This window comes from Streptomyces bambusae (assembly GCF_019400985.1).
GTDB lineage: Bacteria > Actinomycetota > Actinomycetes > Streptomycetales > Streptomycetaceae > Streptomyces > Streptomyces bambusae_A.
Genome location: NZ_WTFF01000159.1, coordinates 1 through 17,099 on the forward strand (window position 1 = coordinate 1; position 17,099 = coordinate 17,099).

The 17,099-nt window shown below is 73.1% G+C and carries 9 protein-coding genes and 1 pseudogene; 2 read left to right on the forward strand and 8 right to left on the reverse strand.

Going from position 1 to position 17,099, the window contains the following annotated elements; all coding sequences use genetic code 11:
• Positions 1–123: 123 nt before the first annotated feature.
• From GPJ59_RS21395 to GPJ59_RS21415, 5 genes and pseudogenes are all read right to left on the reverse strand, one after another.
• Positions 124–945, reverse strand: a pseudogene (locus GPJ59_RS21395) (helix-turn-helix domain-containing protein); the annotation flags it as partial.
• Between the two features lie 93 nt (positions 946–1,038).
• Entirely contained in the window at positions 1,039–1,542 is a 504-nt protein-coding gene (locus GPJ59_RS21400) for a hypothetical protein (RefSeq protein WP_219668844.1), read from the reverse strand.
• 9 nt (positions 1,543–1,551) lie between these two features.
• Entirely contained in the window at positions 1,552–2,646 is a 1,095-nt protein-coding gene (locus tag GPJ59_RS21405) for a PP2C family protein-serine/threonine phosphatase (RefSeq protein WP_219668845.1), read from the reverse strand.
• A 252-nt stretch (positions 2,647–2,898) separates the two neighbouring features.
• A complete protein-coding gene (locus GPJ59_RS38595; protein ID WP_219668846.1) occupies positions 2,899–6,570 on the reverse strand; it encodes a DUF4132 domain-containing protein in 3,672 nt (1,223 codons plus the stop codon).
• A gap of 101 nt (positions 6,571–6,671) precedes the next feature.
• Positions 6,672–7,121 carry an Lrp/AsnC family transcriptional regulator gene (locus tag GPJ59_RS21415; RefSeq protein WP_219668847.1) on the reverse strand — a complete coding sequence of 150 codons (450 nt, stop codon included), beginning with the start codon at positions 7,119–7,121 and terminating at the stop codon, positions 6,672–6,674.
• A 125-nt stretch (positions 7,122–7,246) separates the two neighbouring features.
• On the opposite strand from GPJ59_RS21415, the gene GPJ59_RS21420 reads away from it, so the two are divergent.
• Together GPJ59_RS21420 and GPJ59_RS21425 are read left to right on the forward strand one after the other, a co-directional pair.
• Entirely contained in the window at positions 7,247–8,254 is a 1,008-nt protein-coding gene (locus GPJ59_RS21420; protein ID WP_219668848.1) for an asparaginase, read from the forward strand.
• A 129-nt stretch (positions 8,255–8,383) separates the two neighbouring features.
• Positions 8,384–11,746: an NACHT domain-containing protein gene (locus tag GPJ59_RS21425; protein WP_258024713.1), complete on the forward strand. Its 3,363-nt coding sequence runs from the start codon at positions 8,384–8,386 to the stop codon at positions 11,744–11,746.
• Between the two features lie 17 nt (positions 11,747–11,763).
• Here GPJ59_RS21425 and meaB read toward each other — a convergent pair whose 3' ends face one another.
• From meaB to GPJ59_RS21440, 3 genes are read right to left on the reverse strand one after another with little or no spacing between them, the layout of a single operon-like run.
• On the reverse strand, positions 11,764–12,759 hold the full coding sequence (gene meaB, locus GPJ59_RS21430; RefSeq protein WP_219668849.1) for a methylmalonyl Co-A mutase-associated GTPase MeaB: 996 nt from the start codon (positions 12,757–12,759) through the stop codon (positions 11,764–11,766).
• Between the two features lie 13 nt (positions 12,760–12,772).
• A complete protein-coding gene (scpA, locus tag GPJ59_RS21435; protein WP_219668850.1) occupies positions 12,773–14,959 on the reverse strand; it encodes a methylmalonyl-CoA mutase in 2,187 nt (728 codons plus the stop codon).
• Positions 14,956–16,833 carry a methylmalonyl-CoA mutase family protein gene (locus GPJ59_RS21440; RefSeq protein ID WP_219668851.1) on the reverse strand — a complete coding sequence of 626 codons (1,878 nt, stop codon included), beginning with the start codon at positions 16,831–16,833 and terminating at the stop codon, positions 14,956–14,958. The genes scpA and GPJ59_RS21440 overlap by 4 nt, the downstream gene beginning before the upstream one ends.
• Positions 16,834–17,099 lie beyond the last annotated feature (266 nt).

The following is a 17,099-nucleotide window of genomic DNA, read 5'->3' on the forward strand; positions in this document are numbered from 1 at the left end:
GTCCAGGCTGTGATCGCTCTGGCTCGCCGCCGGGCAAGCGTCCTGTGGGCGCTGCTGCGAGACAATCGGGTCTTCACCCCCACTCCGCCGGTCACGCAGACGGCTTGACTCCGTCATTGAGACTCCTCGCATCTGCTCCAGCAGGCGGATGGTGGCCTCGCGGCCAAGAGCCTGCGCTCGTAGCCTGCCATAGCGCTGGAGCATTGTGCTGACGTCATTCTGGCCAGTGATGAGGACGCTTGACTGCTGACCTTCGGAGTAGCCGACCCACTCGTGTCGCGAGGTTTGTGCGAGGTACATGAGGCCATCGACGCCGGCGTGGTCCTCCTGTCGCAGCGGCATCACCTGGATCTCGACGTTACGGCGTTGGCCCTGGGTCAGCAGGTGGTCCAGGACACTGCGGGTCACTTCCGGCCCGCCCAGGCGGCGTTCGAGCACCGCCTGCTCGATGATGAAGCTGAACTCGGTGTTCGGCCGCCTATCCAGAAGTTGCTGACGCTCCAAGCGCGCGGCCACTTGGCGCTCGACCTGCTCCTCGGAGAGGGGCGGCAGGCGCAGGTCGAAGATCGTCCGGATGTACGGCTCCGGCTGTAAGAGCCCAGGTATGGCCCTGCACTCGTAGGTGTACAGGCACCGGGCGTCCTCTTCGATGTCCGCCCACCTGTGGAACCAGGAAGCCAGTCCCGCCTTGCGCGTCAGGCTCCGGGCAGCGGCTTCCAGGACGCGCATACCGGCGTTGCCCAGACCCTCCTCCGCCCGCGGAGCCAGATCCCCGGGCGGGAACCGCTTGCCCTGCTCGATCTTTGCGATGTAGTGCGGCGAGTAGCCCACCTTCTTGGCGAACTCGTCCTGGGTCAGGCCCGCCTCGTCACGCAGCGCCTTCAGGACGGCGCCGAAGGTCTTGAGGCAGTCCGAAAGCTCAGATTCGCTGCTCATGCGCTCCATGTTCACGGAACGTGACACGTACGGTCCAGAGCGTGAACTGGTACAGCGGAATCTGTACGGGTCGGCGGCCCGCCCGGGGTGGCCCGGTTTGGCTCACAGCCGGAACAGCACCCCGCGCCACGTCCACCCTGCGTCGAGGACCGCGCCCTGCACCGGGCGCTTCATCTCCGCCGGGCGGTCGCGGATCACCTCCGTCTTCCGCATGCGGCCGTCGGGGCCGCGGTCCCACGTCCATTCCCGTCCGTCCGCCACCCGGCCCCGGTTGTACGTGCGGTTCACCGTCGCCCCGGGGGTGTTGCCCAGCGCGACGCTAGTGACCTCCCACAGTTCCTCCAGGGCGCGGACCTCGCGGGTCTCCGGAACCAGCCGCATCCGTATCTTGACGGTCCGTTCCTTCAGGCGCCCGGTCCCGGCGGGGAGCGTCCGGCTCCACTCCGCGACCAGGTCGGCGCCTTCCGCAGGGGTGGCGTTGCGGACGCGGAACGGCGTCTGCGGGCCGTTCAGGGCGAGCAGGGCCGACCGGAGTTCCTCAGGGGTACGCGGTACGGCGTCGCCGCTGGGGTGCTTGGTGCCGGTCAAGATGTCGAGAAGGGCCATCGGGTCAACCTACAAGCTCCCGTTCGGGAGGCGTTCGATGGCCACGATCGCCGCGTCGTCGCCCAGGTGCCCCGCCGGGGCGTGGGCCAGGAGGTCGGTGCACAGGTTGCGCAGGAGGAGGTGGGGGTCCTGGTCCGACCAGTCCGCGAGGCGGTCCTGCAACGGGTAGAAGGTGCCGGAACGGTTGCGGGCCTCGATCACCCCGTCCGTGTACAGCACCAGCATGTCGCCCGGCTCGAAGGGGAAGGTCTGGGCGGTCAGGCCGGACGGGCCGAACTCGGTGAGCCCCAGCGGCGGGGCCGGCTGGTCCACCTGGAGGGGGATCACCTTGCCGTCGCGCAGCAGCAGCGGCGGCGGATGGCCGCAGCTGATGAGGCGGAGGGTCGTATCGCCGTCGGGGATGTCCAGTACGGCGGCCGTGGTGAAGCTCTCGGTGACGCCGGCGGGGCCGGCGGAGCCGTTCGGATCGGGGCCGACGGCGCCTTCCAGGTAGGCGACCAGGCCCGGCAGGTCGGCCTCCTGGTGGGCGGCCGCCCGGAACGCGCCCAGGACCAGCGCGGCGTCGCCGACCGCCTCCAGGCCCTTGCCGCGGACGTCGCCGATGATCAGGCGGGTGCTGTGTGCCGTACGGGCCGCGGCGTACAGGTCCCCGCCGATCTGTGCCTCGGCCTCGGCCGCCAGGTAGACCGAGGCCAGGTGCAGCGGGCCCATGCGGTCCCGCAGCGGCCGCAGCACCACCTGCTGGGCGGCCTCCGCCACCGACCGCAGCCGGCTCAGCTGCTCCTCGTGCACCTCGCGCAGATGGGCGAACAAGGTCACGAAGACCGAGATCATGACGAGGGCAGTGAGCTGGAGGGTGTGATTCAGGTCGGTCACGGTGGTGCGGGCCGCGGCGACGACCGCCTGGGCGAGCACCGCCACGGCACCCACGAAGGCCGTCATGCGGGGGCCCGCGAAGGACGCCGTGACGGCGGGCGCCGCGGCGAGGAACGGGCCGAGGTGCACATCGGCCGGCGCCAGGACGTCGCCGATCGAGATCAGGGCGATCAGGAGGAACGGGACCGCAAGCAGTAGCTTGCGCGGTTGCGTGGGCCCGTGATCCATGACTCCTGGATACACCCGGGTTCCGCTTCCCGCGCAGTGGCGGGGCCAGAGCCCGGGCATCCGTCACCTCGGCGGCACGCCCGTGCGGTCCTTGAGATCCGTCACGTCCGTCAGCCCGTCACGCTTGTCACCTCCGTCACGCCCGTCACCTCCGCCACTCCTGTCACCTCCGCCTGGTCCGTCACCTCCGTCACGCCCGTCACCTCCGCCTGGTCCGTCAGTCCGTCACGCCTGTCACCTCCGCCTGGTCCGTCAGTCCGTCACGCCCGTCACCTCCGCCTGGTCTGGCAGGTCCGTGAGGTCGTTGAGGTCCGCCAGGATCTCCGAGGCCAGCACCGGGTCGAGGTCGGCGAGCTTCCACCGGTGCTCGGCCACCGGGAAGTAGTCGCCCGGCACGGTGTCCAGCCAGACCGTCTCCAGCTTCTGCTCCGGGTACTGGTCCAGCGCCCCGACCGCGATGCCCGGATCCAGCTCGATCACCACGTGGCACGACGGGCCCAGGCGGCGCGATATCCAGCGCTCCACGCCCGCGTCGGCCGGTATGCCGCGCTCCCAGCCGCGCCGGGTCAGCCCGAGCACCTTGCCGACGGGAACGGTGAGGTCCTCGAAGCGGGTGAGCCGGTGCCGGCCGGCCTCCTCCTGCGTCGGGGCGGACACCGGCCGCGCCAGCTGCGGGAACGGCTGGGCGACCGCGCCCGCGAGCGAGTCGAACGCCGCCGACCACCGCGCCACCGCGTCCCGGCCCAGGTGCACGGGGTGCGCCAGGGTGACCACCGCGTCCTCGGCCACCGCCACCGGGGCTCCCTCGGCATCGACGTAGGAGCCGAGCGGCCGGTCGTCCGTGACCCGGAAGGCGGTGCCGGGCCCGACGGTGCCGGGTCCGGCGGGGACGGGCCCGCCCGGGGTCGGGACGGACGTGCCGAGGCCGGTCGGGACGGGCCCGGTCCCGACGGGGCCCGCCGGGGCGGAGTCCTCCGGCCGCCCGGCGCCGGGTTGGGCGGCCAGCCACACCAGGCGCCGGGCCAGGTGCCCCACCAGCGGGTGTTCCACGAACAGCCGCCGGAACTCGGCGCCCGTCCACGACCGGCCCGAGACCATGGCCGCCTCCAGCCGCTGCAGCTGGACCGGGGCGACGGCCCGCAGCTCCTTCTTCAGCGCCGCGTACCGCTTGCGTCCGGCCGGCGCCAGCTCCGCGTCGTCCTGTGCGCCCGGCTTGGGCAGGTCCTTCAGGCGCTTGCCCGACCCGTCCCGCACGTACGGGGTCAGCCGCTCGTCGAGGCCGACCGTGAAGCGGCGGGCGCCGTAGTCGACGACCGCGGACCCGTCCGTGGCCAGCCCCAGGTCGGGCACCAGCCGGTCGCCGAGCTGCTCACCGGTCAGCCCGAGCCCCGCTGCCACCTCGTCGATCTTCTCAGCGGCCCGCGCCTTGAGCGCCTTGAACCGCACCCGCTGCGATATCCCGTACAGGGCCAGCAGGGCCGCGTCCGTGCCGATCGCCGCCAGGGCGTCGAGCCCGTCCACGGCACGCTGGTGCGCGCCCTCGCCCGGCCAGGCCCGGATCACCGGGGTGAGCCGGCCGACCGTCACGTCGTCGCCCAGCAGCCCCAGCGCGTGCACCGCCCAGGCGTCGGCGGGCGGCATCCCGGCGAAGCGCCACTCCTCGAACACCGCCCAGGCGAACTCGGCCAGCGACTCCGGCTCGCACAGCTCGCGGAGAGCGGCCAGCCCCGGGTAGGGGGAGTCGGACCGGGACAGCGCCAGCATCATCAGGACGTGCGGCACCGCGGCGGCCGGCAGTGCGGTGGCGGATTGCCCGTCCGCCGCGCGCAGGGCGATCTGCGGCAACACAGGCAGCACCGACAGCACCGGCAGCTCGGCCCAGCCGGACGCGGCGCCGGGCTCCGGCAGCTTCACGGGCAGCGCGGCCACCAGCGGATCGGCGCCCAGCAGGGCCTCCAGCCCGGCGAGGGCCTTCGGCCCGTACCCGGCGGCGGCCGCGCGGACCGCCTCGTCACCGTGCTCCAGCGCGATCAGCCGCAGCGCCGCCTCCGCGGCCGTACGCGCCCGGCCGGGCTTCGCCAGCGCGTCGGGGACCAGCAGGGGCGCGGCCTCGGGGCCGTGCCGCAGCAGCCAGGTGCGCGCGGTGCGGCCGGCGGCCCTGAGCCGGACCAGCCAGTCCGCCATCAGGCGGGCCACGCGCACGTCGACGTAGGGCATCAGCAGCGGCCCGAGGGCGGCCGGGAGCCGGTTCGCCAGGGTCAGGGCCATCGGCAGCGCCACCGGTCCGTGGGCGGCGACGATCGGGGTGAAGGAGTCCATGCCGCTGTGCGACCACGTCGGGCCGTCCCACTCGGCCAGCAGCGGGCGGACCAGCTCGGCCGGGCCCTTGGCGAACAGGCGCAGGGCGTCGTGCTCGCTCAGCCGGCCCGCGCGCTGCCGCTCCGCGAGCTTCTCCACGTCCTGCTCGGCCCACGGGTTGGTCCAGGTCTCGGCGGCCGCCCAGGCCTCGCGCTCGCCCGGCCGCCAGGCGAGGACGGTCTCCCCGGGCGCCGTCAGGCCGGCCACCACCACGGGCTTCACGACCACCCGCTCGCCGGCCCACGGCGGGCTGGTCAGCAGCGCGGGCAGGGCGTCCGCCGCGGCCTCGGGCAGCCGCCCCTCTTGCCGGGCGAGGAGTCCGACCAGCGCGGCGGCCTCCTCGGGCAGGTCCGGCAGGGCGGCCAGGGCTGCCGCGCGGTGGACGGCGACATGGCCGACCAGCAGCCGCCGGGCCGCCGTGGCCCGGGCGCCCTGGCCGAGGGCGGCCTGCGCCAGCATCCGCAGCGCCCGTACCGGGTACTTCCGCGCGGCCGTGAGCAGGGCGGGCCGGACGTGCTTGTCGGCCACCCGGTCCAGCAGGACCGCGAACGTCGCGTCGCCCGGCAGCTCGGCGAGAGCATCGGCGAGCAGCCGGGTGGTCTCGGCCTCCGGCTGGTACGGCGCACCGGTCAGCTCGGCGGCCAGTACGGGGCCCAGCGCGGCCCCGACGCCCTCGGCCACGGTGGCGATCTGCGCCGCGCTCCAGCCGCGCCAGCCGAGGGAGAGCCGCTCCGCCCCGCCCCGCATCAGGTCGAGCTGCTCGGCGGAGCCGAGCGCGCACGCCAGGAGGGCGCGGACGCCGTCGTCGGGGTGGGTCGCGGTGGCGCTGTCCGACACGCACTCGGTGACCCAGTCCTGCTCGGCGGGAACGAGGTAGGAGACCCGCACGCGGCGGCGCGGGCTGTGCCGATGGCGCGCGAGCGCCTCGACCGCGGCCCCGTACTCCGCGGCGTCCGCCACGGCGAGCAGGGCACGGGCCCGGTCGACGACCGGCCGGGGCGCCCGGCCCCAGCCGCCGTTGGGCTCCGGGATCCGCTTCACCCCGAAGAGCTCGCAGCGGGTGCTGCTCTGTACGTACGAGGGGAGGACCTCGTCGAACTCCACGGCGGCACAGGCCGCGAAGGGCAGCCCGAACGCGTCGGCCCAGGCGTCCACGAAGAACCCGGGGTCCGGCGCTCGCCTCGTCGCCAGCCGGGCCAGCACGGCGGCGCCCAGCGGGTCCGGGCTCCCGCCCTGGTGGGCGCGGGCGGCCCCGACGAGCTCCGGGTCGCTCTCCGCGACGCCGAGCATGTCCGCGATCCACCGGGCGTCCCCGGCCACCAGGGCCTCCGCCTTCTCCCGGGCGTCCGGGTCGACGGCGGGCACGGGCCGCGGGACACCGCCGCGGCGCGGGTGCAGATTCCGCTTCCACGCGTCGGGCAGCACGAAGACGTCCTCGGCGTGCGGGCCGTACTGGCCGCGCTCGCCGTGCTCTGCATGCTCTGCGTGTCCTGCATGCTCTGCGCGGCCCCCGCGCCCCTCGTCCGCGCCGCTGCCCTCGCGCACGTCGTCGTCCCAGCCGTCCACGGCCCCTCCGCCTCTCCCCGTGTGGATCACTGGAACGACCGTAGCGGCGACCACTGACAGTGACCGCATCGGTGGGGATCAGCGGTCGACCGGTTCAGCGGTCAGACCGGAAGGCCCGTCGGCTCCTTGATGCGCTTCATGATGATCTGCGAGTTCACCTCCGTGACCCCCGACAGCGCCGTGAGCTGCTCGATCCACAGCCGCTCGTACGCCCGCAGGTCGGCCACCGCGATCCGCAGCAGGCAGCCGGGGCTGCCGAAGAGGCGGTACGCCTCGACCACGTCGGGGATGTTCTCCAGCGCCGCCTCGAACGCCTCGACCGCCTCCCGGTCGCGCCGGACCTCCACCGACACCAGCACCTCGAAGCCGCGGCCCACCGCATCGGGGTCGATCACCGCGCGGTAGCCCTGGATCACCCCGTCCTGCTCCAGCTGCCGCACCCTCCGCATACAAGGGGAAGGCGTCAGTCCGACGCGTGCGGCCAGCTCCTGGTTGCTGAGCCGGCCGTCCTTCTGGAGCTCACGCAAGATTGCTCGGTCAATGGCGTCCATGGCGCAATTATCCGCCATGGAATGTTGCGGGGGTGGGTGAGAACGCAATCCGATTGCGGCCCGCTCTTCCTATGATTGCTGTTTACCGTAAACACATTCGAGGCGTATGCGAGGGAGGGCGGGGCGTGGGACGGATCGTCGTCATCAGCACCGGCGGGACGATAGCGAGCCGCTGGCAGGGTTCCGGTTTCGCCGCTGACGCGGACGGGCGCGAGGTCATGGCCACCGCCCCGCTGCCCGAGGGCATCACGGTCGAGGTCGTCGACCTGTTCAGCGTGAACAGCCCCCGGCTGACCACCGACCACCAGCTGACCCTGCTGCGCACCGTCCACGAGGTGCTCGCCGACCCGGACGTGGACGGCATCGTCGTCACCCACGGCACCGACACCCTGGAGGAGTCGGCCTTCCTCGTCGACCTCCACCACCACGACCCGCGCACGGTCGTCTTCACCGGGGCGCAGCTGCCGATGGGCACGGAGGGCGGCGACGGGCCCGGCAACCTCTACGACGCGCTGCTGACGGCCGCCACCACGCGGGGGCTGGGCGTCCTGGTGGTCTTCGCCGGCCGGGTCCACGCCGCACGGGGCACGGTCAAGACCCAGACCGTGGCCCACGACGCCTTCGCCGACCCCTCCGGGGAGTGGGTGGGCAAGGTCGGCTTCGGCAAGGTGACGGTGCTGCGGCAGCCGCGGCGGCCGGAGCCCCTCGTACTGCCCGCGATGCCGGAGCAGGCGCCGCGGGTGGACATGGTCATGCACCACGTGGACGCGGACCCGCTGCTGTTCCGCGCGGCCGTCGACGCAGGTGCGCGGGGCGTGGTGCTGGTCGCCACCGGCGCGGGCAACGCCACCCCGGAGTTCACCGAGGCGGTCGCCGAGGCCACCGCACGCGGTGTGCTCGTCGCGCTGACCACCCGGGTGCCGGCCGGCCCCGTCACCGAGATCTACACGCAGGGCGGCGCGGTCGACCTGGTCGCCGCCGGCGCCGTCCCGACGGGCACGCTGCGCGCCGGGCAGGCCCGTACGGCGGTCCTGGCGGCCCTCCTGACCCCCGGCGGGCGCGCCGATCAGGAGCGGGCACTGCGGGCGGCACTGGGCGACGCGACCGCTGCGGAGCCGCTGGCCGTCGCGTAGCCCTCGGCGGGCCCCCTGAGGCGGGTCGGAGCCGGGGGTCGGTGAACTCCGGCCGTTCCCGGCGCCGTTCGGGAGCCGAGACGTAAGATCACCCCGGGGATCGACCACGGCTCGGCGGGGGACACGTACATGGAACCGGGGACCATCGGCATTCGACTGGCGTCGAGCGTGCTCGGCCCGCTGGTGCGCAGGCTCTTCGTCAGCGAGGGGCCGGGCGCCGGAGTCGTCGACAAGCCGATCCGGATCTCCGGGTACGTCTCCTTCCGGGGCGAGAAGCGGAGCCTGACCGAGGCGGACGTGCGCGGCTTGGCGGGGAAGATCGTCAAACACGCCCTGCGGACCGGCGGCGAGCGGCCGGTCGCCCCCGACGAGGAGCAGGCGGTCGCGGACGCGCTGACCACCACCCTGCGGGCCCTGGGCGAACTGAAGATCACCGATCTGGACGCGGTCCGGCTGGGCGCGCCGGAGTTCGCCCGTGCGCTGCGGGACGCCGCTGCCGCCACGTACGGCGACCCGACCCGCGAACTCACCGCCGACGCCACCTACTTCTACGAGCGGCTGCTCGACTCCGCGTGCCTGCACATCCTGCACTTCTTCACCCAGCGGTCGACGTTCATCGCCCACGCCCTGGTCGAGCAGACCCGCGCGGTCGCCGGCCTGACGGCGAAGGTCGACGAACTGATCCGCCGCCACCCGCTCCCGGGCGCGGAGGACGCCGCGTTCGAGCAGGAGTACCTGCGGTACATCGCGAAGAAGCACGGCAAGCTGACGATCTACGGCATCGACCTCAACCGGTCCCCGGCCCGGTGGCCGCTGGACGTGGCGTACCTGAGCCTCGAAGCCACCCTCAGCCCGCCGTGGCCGCACTACGACGACCCGTGTGCCCCCAGGTACGACGACTACTTCGACGGCCCCCCGGACGAGATACCGGACACGCCCCTGGCACTCGAGGACATGCCCGACGAGGTCGCCGAGCGGATCTACCGGGAGGTGTACCTGGAGACGGAGGAGCCCCCGGAGGGGGAGGAGGAGGCGGAGCAGGACCCGGTACACGCGGAGTACCACCGGAGGGTCAGCGAACACCTCCTCAGGCACCTGCTCGGCCACCAGCCCGCGGACGAGGTGCTCGCCGACAGCCGCCGCGTGCTGCTACGGGGCGAAGCCGGATCGGGCAAGACCACCCTGGTGCAATGGCTGGCGGTGGGTGCGACCGGACAGGGCCGGGACCCGGGGATGGCGTACCTGCACGACCGGATCCCGTTCGTGCTGACCCTCCGTACGATCACCCGCAACGGCGGCCGGCTGCCCGCGCCCAGGGACTTCCTCAGTGCCGTCGACTCCCCGCTCGCCGGGTCCCAGCCGGCCGGGTGGGAGCAGCGCGTTCTCGCCGCCGGCCGTGGCCTCGTCCTCATCGACGGCATCGACGAAGTTCCCGAACGCGAGCGCGAGTGGACCCGCCGGTGGCTGCGGGACCTGATGGAGGCGTACGACGGGGACAACCGCTGGCTGGTCACCTCCCGCCCGTCCGCCGTGAGCGAGCGATGGCTGGCGGAGGAGGGGTTCGACGAGCTCACGCTGTCCGCGATGGGTCCCGCCGAGGTCGCCACGTTCATCCGCCGCTGGCACGCGGCGGCCCGCCCGGACGCCGACGACCCGGCCGAACTCGACGCGTACGAGGAGCAGCTGCTGGCCGCCGTACGCGCCAAGCCGGACCTGGGCCGGCTGGCCACCAACCCGCTGATGTGCGGCCTGATCTGCGCCCTGCACCGCGACCGGCGCGGCTATCTGCCGCACGGCCGCAAGGAGTTGTACGAGGCCGCGCTGTCCATGCTGCTGAGCCGCCGCGACCGCGAGCGGGACATCGACGTCCCCGAACTCGGGGAGGACGCCCAGCTGGACCTCTTCCAGCGGCTCGCCTACTGGCTGATCAAGAACGGCCGGACCGAGATGGACCGTTCCCGCGCCGAGGACATCATCGGGCGGGCCCTGCCGTCCGTCCCCGAGCTGACCAGGCTGGGGGACGCCTCCGCCGTCTTCGATCACTTCCTGCTGCGCAGCGGCCTGCTCCGGGAACCCGCTCCGGACGCGGTCGACTTCGTCCACAAGACTTTCCAGGACTTCCTCGGTGCCCGCGCCGTGGTCGAGGAGGGCGACTTCGGTCTGCTCTCCGCGAACGCCGGGAACGACCAGTGGGAGGACGTCATCCGGATGGCGGTGGCCCTCGCCAACAAGCGGGAACGGGCGGAGATCTTCCGGGGGCTGCTGGCGGTCGGGGAGCGGCGGGCCGACCTGCTGGCCGCAGCCTGCCTGGAGCAGGCCACCGTGCTGGACCCGGCCATCCGGGAGGCCGTACGGGCACGTGTCGCCGGTCTCGTACCGCCGGGTAACGGAGAGGAGGCGCGAGCTCTCGCGGAGGCCGGACCGCTGATCCTGGAGTTGCTGCCGGGACCGAAGTACCTGCACCCCATCACCGCGAAGTGGGTGACGGTCGCGGCCACTCACGTGGCCTCGGACGCCGCCATTCCGTTCCTCCGCGCGTACGCCGATCACCGCTCCCTGGGGGTCCGCTCCCAGCTCATGTGGGCGTGGTCGCGGTTCGATGCCGAGACCTACCTGGAGGAGGTCATCGCAGAACTGGACCCGGACGGCCTCGACTACACCGTGCGGACCCCCGAACAGCTGGCCCTGTTGGGCCGTCTTGCGGACCGGCCGACGGCACTCGACGTCCGCCCCGGGGTCCCGTTCGACGACGTCCTTGCCTACGACGCCGAAGCCGGGGTCACCTCTCTGGTGCTCCCGGACCCCGAGCAGTCCGTCCTGGAACGGCTGCCGAGCCTGCCACGGCTGGCACGGCTCGGGGTCGGGGCGTATTCGGCCCGGATCGACCTGTCGCCGGTCGCCTCACTGTCCCTGGAGTCCCTGGAGATGGACGGAGCTCCGGACCTCCAGGCCCTCGGACCCATGCCCACACTGCGGAACCTGTGGATCACCTTCGGCGAGGCTGCGGAATGGGACGTGCAGTCACTGCCTGCCACGCGCTTCCTCCGCGCCCTCACCTTGGGCGGCGAGGCCGTGCCGCGCGAGGGGCTCTCCGGCCTCGGCACCTGTACCGGGCTCGTGACCCTGGATCTCGGCGCCAGCTGCGCGCCGGTCTCCGCCGCCGACTGGCGGGAGATCGCTGCCCTGCCGCTGCTCAGTGAACTGACCTTGGAACTGGGTTCCTGCGAGAGTGCGCCTGACGGGCTCGTCCTCAGCAGCGTCACCACCCTCCGGATCCTGGGTGACGGGGCGGACGACGTGCAGCCTCTGGTGGGCCGTCTGCCGGAGATGTGCCCCCGGCTGCGTAACGTGCGCATTGCCGCGGGCGTCGACCTCGACCTGGCACCGCTGGCCGGGCTCCCGGACCTCGAAGCCGTCATCGTGCCCGTGTCGGCGGACCTGATCCGGAACGCCCGCGCCCTGCCCGAGCACGTCACCCTGACGACGCTCTGACCCAGGTCGGGCCCAGATCAGGCCCCCGCCCCCTCCCCGAACGCCGCCAGGATCCGGTCCGCCGCCGACGTAGCCGTCAGCCGGCCCTCCCTGACCTCGGTCTCCAGGTCAGGGGCCACGGCCCGTACCCCGGAATGCGCGTGCAGCCGTTCCAGCAGCTCGTCGCGGACCATCGACCAGGTCCACTCCACCTGCTGGGCCGCCCGCTTCGCCGCCAGCCGGCCCGTGCCGGACAGCAGTTCGCGGTGGGCCTCCAGGCGGGACCAGACCTCGTCCAGGCCCGTGGACTCCCGTGCGCTGCACGTCAGGACCGGCGGGGTCCAGGCCGCGTCGGCCGGGTGCATCAGGCGCAGGGCGCCGGACAGTTCGCGGGCCGCGGCCTTGGCGTCCCGCTCGTGCGGGCCGTCCGCCTTGTTGATCGCCAGGACGTCCGCCAGCTCCAGGACGCCCTTCTTGATGCCCTGCAGCTGGTCGCCCGTACGGGCCAGGGACAGCAGCAGGAAGGAGTCGACCATGCCCGCGACCGTGGTCTCGGACTGGCCGACGCCGACGGTCTCCACCAGCACCACGTCGTAGCCCGCCGCCTCCATCACGATCATCGACTCGCGGGTGGCCTTCGCGACCCCGCCCAGGGTGCCCGCCGAGGGGGACGGGCGGACGAAGGCCGACGGGTCCACCGCCAGGCGCTCCATCCGGGTCTTGTCGCCCAGGATGGAGCCGCCCGTGCGGGTCGAGGACGGGTCCACGGCCAGGACCGCCACGCGGTGGCCCAGACCCGTCAGCATCGTCCCGAACGCGTCGATGAACGTGGACTTGCCCACGCCCGGCACTCCGCTGATCCCTATCCGGCGGGCGTTGCCCGCGTGCGGGAGGAGCTCCGTCAACAGCCGCTGTGCCAGCACCCGGTGCTCCGCGCGGGTGGACTCGACGAGGGTGATCGCGCGCGCGATCTGCGCGCGCTTCCCGTCGAGCACTCCCTTCACGTACGCATCGACATCGATCCTCGGTGGCATCCCCCGCGCCCGCCTAGAGCTCGTGGCCGAGGTCCGCGGCCAGCCGTACCACCAGGTCGTGCGCCGCGTCCGGGATCACCGTGCCGGGCGGGAACACCGCCGTCGCGCCCATCTCCAGCAGGGTGGGGACATCGGCCGGCGGGATGACACCGCCCACCACGATCATGATGTCCTCGCGGCCCTCCTCCGCCAGCTGCTCGCGCAGCGCCGGTACGAGGGTCAGGTGGCCGGCCGCCAGCGACGACACGCCCACCACGTGGACGTCCGCCTCGACGGCCTGGCGGGCCACCTCCGCCGGGGTCTGGAACAGCGGGCCGACGTCCACGTCGAAGCCCAGGTCGGCGAAGGCGGTGGCGATCACCTTCTGGCCGCGGTCGTGGCCGTCCTGGCCCATCTTGGCGACCAGGATGCGCGGCCGGCGGCCCTCCGCCTCCTCGAACCGGTCGACCAGCGCGCGGGTCCGCTCCACCGACGGGGACTCCCCTGCTTCGTTGCGGTACACACCGGAGATCGTACGGATCTGGCTCGCGTGGCGGCCGTACACCTTCTCCAGGGCGTCGGAGATCTCGCCCACCGTGGCCTTGGCGCGCGCCGCGTCCACGGCCAGGGCCAGCAGGTTGCCGTCACCGCGGTCTGCGGCGCCCGTGAGGGCGCGCAGCGCGTCCTGGGTGACCGCCTCGTCGCGCTCCTCGCGCAGCCGCCGCAGCTTGGCGATCTGCTGGGCGCGCACCGAGGAGTTGTCGACCTTCAGGACCTCGATCTGCTCGTCGTTCTCGACGCGGTACTTGTTGACGCCGATCACCGGCTGGCGGCCGGAGTCGATCCGCGCCTGGGTGCGGGCCGCGGCCTCCTCCACGCGCAGCTTCGGGATGCCCGCGTCGATGGCCTGCGCCATGCCGCCGGCCGCCTCGACCTCCTGGATGTGCTGCCAGGCCCGGCGCGCCAGGTCGTACGTGAGCTTCTCGACGTACGCGCTGCCGCCCCACGGGTCGATCGACCGGCAGGTGCCCGACTCCTGCTGGAGCAGCAGCTGGGTGTTGCGGGCGATGCGCGCGGAGAAGTCCGTCGGCAGGGCCAGTGCCTCGTCGAGGGCGTTGGTGTGCAGCGACTGGGTGTGGCCCTGGGTCGCCGCCATCGCCTCGATGCAGGTGCGGGTGACGTTGTTGAAGACGTCCTGCGCGGTCAGCGACCAGCCCGAGGTCTGCGAATGGGTGCGCAGGGAGAGGGACTTGGTGTTCTTCGGGTCGAACTGCTTGACGAGCTTCGCCCACAGCAGGCGGGCGGCGCGCAGCTTGGCGACCTCCATGAAGAAGTTCATGCCGATCGCCCAGAAGAAGGACAGCCGCGGCGCGAACGCGTCCACGTCCAGCCCCGCCTCCTGGCCCGCCCGCAGGTACTCCACACCGTCGGCGAGGGTGTACGCGAGCTCCAGGTCGGCCGTGGCCCCCGCCTCCTGGATGTGGTACCCGGAGATCGAGATGGAGTTGTAGCGCGGCATCTTCTGCGAGGTGAACGCGAAGATGTCGGAGATGATCCGCATCGAGGGCTTGGGCGGATAGATGTAGGTGTTGCGGACCATGAACTCCTTGAGGATGTCGTTCTGGATGGTCCCGGCCAGCTTCTCGGGCGGTACGCCCTGCTCCTCCGCCGCCACGATGTACAGCGCCAGCACGGGCAGCACCGCGCCGTTCATCGTCATCGACACCGTCATCCTGTCCAGCGGGATCCCGTCGAACAGCTGGCGCATGTCGTAGATCGAGTCGATCGCCACGCCCGCCATGCCGACGTCGCCGGTCACCCGCGGGTGGTCGCTGTCGTAGCCGCGGTGCGTGGGCAGGTCGAAGGCGACCGAGAGGCCCTTCTGGCCCGCGGCGAGGTTGCGGCGGTAGAAGGCGTTGGACTCCTCGGCCGTGGAGAAGCCGGCGTACTGCCGGATCGTCCAGGGCTGGTTGACGTACATCGTCGGGTACGGGCCGCGCAGGTACGGCGCCACGCCCGGGTACGTCGCCAGGAAGTCCAGGCCCTCCAGGTCGCGCCCGGTGTACAGCGGCTTGACCCCGATGCCCTCGGGGGTCTCCCACAGCAGGTCCCCGGCGGCGGTGCCGGTGGACTCCTTCACCGCGGCCCGCCACTGGTCCTCGGTCGCGCCGGCGGGGGTGCCGCCGCCGAGCGCCAGCTCGGAGAAATCGGGGATGCTCAACGTGCCACTCCCATCCGGTCGAGTACGGAGGACAGCACGGCCACGGCGTCGCAGCCGGCGAAGACGTACTCGTCCACGGCCGGCGCGGCGGTCCCGGGCCGGCCCGCGAGGAACACCGTGGTCGCGCCGGCGTCGCGCAGCGCGCCCGCCACCGCCTCGGCCTGCTCCTCGTACAGCGCGTCGCTGGAACACAGCACGGCCATCGTCGCGCCGCTCGCGGCGAACGCCTCGGCGGCCGTCGCCGCGTCCACGGACACCGGGTCGTGGACGGGCTCGACGCCACCCGCCTGGAAGAGGTTGGCGGCGAAGGTGGCGCGCGCGGTGTGCGCGGCGGCCGGGCCGAGCGCCGCGAGGAAGATCCGCGGGCGGGAGCCGGTCGCGGCCAGGTGCGCGTCGGAGCGGGCGCGCAGCTCCTCGTACGCCTCGTCGCGCCGCACGCGCGGCAGACCGCCGGTCAGCGGGGCCGGCGCGGCCTCGCGGACGACCGGCTTCTCCGCGAGCAGCGGGAACTCGCTGACGCCGGTGATCGGCTCGCGCCGCTTGGCCAGCTTGGCGCTGCGCTCGGCCCAGGTGGCGGCGAGGCGGTCGGCGACCAGCCCGGAGCGCAGGGCGGCCGCCTGGCCGCCCGCCTGCTCGATCGTCTGGAAGAACTCCCAGGCGGCGTGGGCGAGTTCGTCCGTGAGCTGCTCGACGTACCAGGAGCCGCCGGCCGGGTCGATCACGCGGGCCAGGTGCGACTCCTCCAGCAGGATGGTGGAGGTGTTGCGGGCGATGCGGCGGGCGAACGCGTCCGGCAGGCCCAGCTCGTGGTCGAAGGGGAGCACGGTGACGGAGTCGGCCCCGCCGACGCCGGCGGCCATGCAGGCCACGGTGGTGCGCAGCATGTTCACCCACGGGTCGCGCCGGGTCATCATCACCGGCGAGGTCACCGCGTGCTGCCGCTGGGCGCCGGCCTCCGCGGCCCCGCAGGCCTCGGCGACCCGGGCCCACAGGCGGCGGGCGGCGCGCAGCTTGGCGATGGTGAGGAACTGGTCGGCGGTGGCGGCGTAGCGGAACTCCAGCTGGCCGAGCGCGGCTTCGACGGAGAGGCCGCCACTGGTCAGGGCACGGAGGTAGGCCACGCCGGTGGCCAGGGACAGCCCGAGCTCCTGGGCGGCGGAGCCGCCGGCCTCGTGGAAGGGCAGGGCGTCGACGGTCAGGGCGCGCAGCCCGGGCCACTCGGCGACGGCCAGCCGGGCCAGTTCCACGGCGGGCGCGAGGTCGAGCGCCTCGCCCGTACGGGCCTCGTGGCCCAGCGGGTCGGCGCCGAGGCTGCCGCGGGCCGCGGCGGGGGCGACGCCCCGCTCGGCGTACAGGCGCAGCAACTCGGCGGCGGCTTCGGCGTACTCGCTGCCGGCGTCGAGGGCGACGGGCGCGAGGTCCAGGTAGACACCGTCGAGGGCGCGGGCGAGCCCGGACACCGGGATGCCGGCCCGGCCGACGGTCAGCCACAGGGAGGTGACGCCGTTCTCCAGGTCGCCGAGGGCGGCCTCGTTCACCCGCGCCGGGTCGTCCCCGACGAGGCGCTGCCGCACGTCCCAGCCGCCGGCCGCGCTGCCCTCGGCCCGCCCGGCGCGCACGAAGGGCGCGAAGCCGGGGAAACCGTCGAGGCCGCCGTGGCCGCCGTGGCCGGCGGCCCCGGCGGGCGCGGTGTAGAGCGGGCGGGTGTTCAGCCCGTCCTCGAGCGTGGTGGAGAGGGCTGCTTCCGCGGCTTCGCCGGTTACGTCCTTGCCCGACTTGCGTAGTACGCCTTCTACCAGGCGCTGCCACTGCTCATGCGTCGCGTCAGGGAACTCGGCGGCCAGGGAGAGCCCGTCGTCAGGCAGGACCGTCATGGCTCGAATGCTAGGGGGGTGCCCTTAAGCGCGCCTATAACCTCCGGATGTGATCTCCCCCTCTCATGTGAGACGCGGTGCCTCACGAAAGAGCGGGGTCGGACCGCGCGGGGGCGGGGCCGTGTCTGTTATACACATCTGACGATGCCGACGAACGTACGCGTGGTGATGGCGAACAGACACGGAGGATTCCAAGAAGTCGGCAGCGAAGGCGTGCGTGGGGCGGACAGTCTCGACAAACTACACAGTCTCGCGCTGCGAGAGGG

Bases quoted from the DNA above. Each gene is read 5' to 3' on its own strand.
- GPJ59_RS21400 (WP_219668844.1), bottom strand. From the start codon at position 1,542: ATGGCCCTTCTCGACATCTTGACCGGCACCAAGCACCCCAGCGGCGAC.
- GPJ59_RS21405 (WP_219668845.1), bottom strand. From the start codon at position 2,646: ATGGATCACGGGCCCACGCAACCGCGCAAGCTACTGCTTGCGGTCCCG.
- GPJ59_RS21415 (WP_219668847.1), bottom strand. From the start codon at position 7,121: ATGGACGCCATTGACCGAGCAATCTTGCGTGAGCTCCAGAAGGACGGC.
- GPJ59_RS21425 (WP_258024713.1), top strand. From the start codon at position 8,384: ATGGAACCGGGGACCATCGGCATTCGACTGGCGTCGAGCGTGCTCGGC.
- meaB (WP_219668849.1), bottom strand. From the start codon at position 12,759: ATGCCACCGAGGATCGATGTCGATGCGTACGTGAAGGGAGTGCTCGAC.
- GPJ59_RS21440 (WP_219668851.1), bottom strand. From the start codon at position 16,833: ATGACGGTCCTGCCTGACGACGGGCTCTCCCTGGCCGCCGAGTTCCCT.